Below are 1,764 nucleotides of genomic sequence, written 5' to 3'. Positions count from 1 at the left end.
ATCGACGACCGTGCCGCGTTCCAACGTAGGCTGGATTGCGACCTCCAGGACCACCCATAAGGAGCGTTTCCTGGCGTTAATAAACCTTGTAATATTTTGTGATCGCCGCCATTCGAGTTCTCCACAGCCGCGTCCCATTGACCATCTGCGGTTGCTAGAATCCCCCAGGGGAATGCCTTAAGCAGCCGTGAGCAAGAAGCAAGTCTTCTGCTCTGACGAACGCACAGCTTTAAGCACGGGCGCAAAAATGCCGCTGTTTTTTTTCGATATCCGGGACGGCAAATCCCATTCTCCCGATACAGAGGGCACCCACTACGTTGGTGCGCTCGAGGCCCGGGTAGATGCGGTTAAAATGCTGGTCGCCATGGCACAGGACGAAGTTCAGGGCGGGTTACAAAGCAACCTTTCGGTGACTGTTTCTGACGAAAGTCGTCGGCCCGTTATGGAAGCAAATATCGATTGCAGCATAAAAGTCTTTTGACAAATTCCCGATAGCCCTGGACCTAGTTGGCTCCGTCGGGATGCAGCAAGCTTTGTGCAGCTGTCCTGGCCGCACTTGACTTACGGCAGCGGCTTCTGATCACTTTTATACCCCGAGACCACGTAAGCGGAGAAGGCCGCACGATGCTGCTGCACCTCCTCGATACAGCCACGCAAGCTTCGAATGCACATTGCCGGCAGCCCTTCTACTCGTTCGCAAGCGACCGCCGCGGTACTGTCGCACGCTCGATCGCGACGACCGTCCCTTATTCGACTTCGCTGCCGATATTGCACAGGACGGGGGCCTGGCACATCGCCAGGAACCTTTGCCACCGCGAAGCCAATTCGGCGGAACTGGATTACAGGACGTTGACGGTGGCGTGGCCCGGCGCCGGAACGCTTCGTTCCAAGGCGGCTACGCCGCGCCGAGCACGGGCTCTCGTGGCGCAAACAACTGCAAGTGCGATGAAGAAGAGGATGCCTGGATCAGCGCTGCCACCCGACACCGACATTGCAATTATGCTTGCAAGGGCAGCATTCCTGACGCTCGTCACGATTGCATCTGTCTCTGCATCCACCCGTTCCCGAACCGCGCCCAGGCCTCTGGTCACGACATAGAGCAGGGCCACTATCATCAGCGATCCAAACAGACCCAACTGCGACAGGACAGCGATCGGCCAACTCGATGCCCTTGAACTGCCGAAACCAACGCCCAGTCCGCTCGTATCGAGAAACGACTGCAGGCTCTTTACATTCCAATAAGTGCGCTCATGGCCTGACCCGGAATCCGCTTTGTTAATGATGGTGCTGTTGATCAGTCTGACGAACGGGTCCAACGCCTCGGCTTTGTAAAGACTAATGCCCAGTACGGCGGTCCCGCCCACCACCATGAGAGCTATTATCAGTATCTCTTCGCGCGCAACTTTTCCCCTGATGACCGACTGTAGCATGGACAACGCAACGGGGATGCATAGCAGTGTCAGCCCGACGTAAGCCGTCGATGAAGTCGACAGAATGGACAAGAAGAGCAGGATTCCGGCCAGCCATTTCGCAAGCGGTGATTTGGTCTTTCTCCAGTAGCTGTAGCAGAATGCCAGGCAGGCGAGAGAAACGCTGGCGAACGAAGAGGCCTCCGAAAAAGGCCCGGTGATCCGCACAAAGCCTGCCTCGACCGCGTTCGATATAATCGCGTAGTTGGCGGTTCTGATCGGGGCCAGAAAGTCTCCCGCCCCCGCGGTCTTGCCAATGAAATCGATCAGCCCCATTCCCGCGTGCAGGCCGCAC

Annotated in this window: 1 protein-coding gene and 1 pseudogene; one reads left to right on the top strand and one right to left on the bottom strand. The window is 57.0% G+C overall.

Annotated features, from left to right (window positions below):
* Window positions 1-187: 187 nt before the first annotated feature.
* Window positions 188-481 carry a DUF6894 family protein gene (locus EN914_RS34280; protein WP_127218776.1) on the top strand — a complete coding sequence of 98 codons (294 nt, stop codon included), beginning with the start codon at window positions 188-190 and terminating at the stop codon, window positions 479-481.
* A 358-nt stretch (window positions 482-839) separates the two neighbouring features.
* On the opposite strand, the pseudogene EN914_RS34275 reads toward EN914_RS34280, so the two are convergent.
* Window positions 840-1,764 (bottom strand): annotated as a pseudogene (locus EN914_RS34275) (hypothetical protein); the annotation flags it as partial.

Source organism: Mesorhizobium sp. M7A.F.Ca.CA.001.08.2.1, assembly GCF_003998455.1.
In the GTDB taxonomy this organism is placed as follows: domain Bacteria; phylum Pseudomonadota; class Alphaproteobacteria; order Rhizobiales; family Rhizobiaceae; genus Mesorhizobium; species Mesorhizobium ciceri.
The sequence above is the reverse complement of the archived record's forward strand: the minus strand, read 5'-3'. Positions and strand labels throughout refer to the sequence as shown.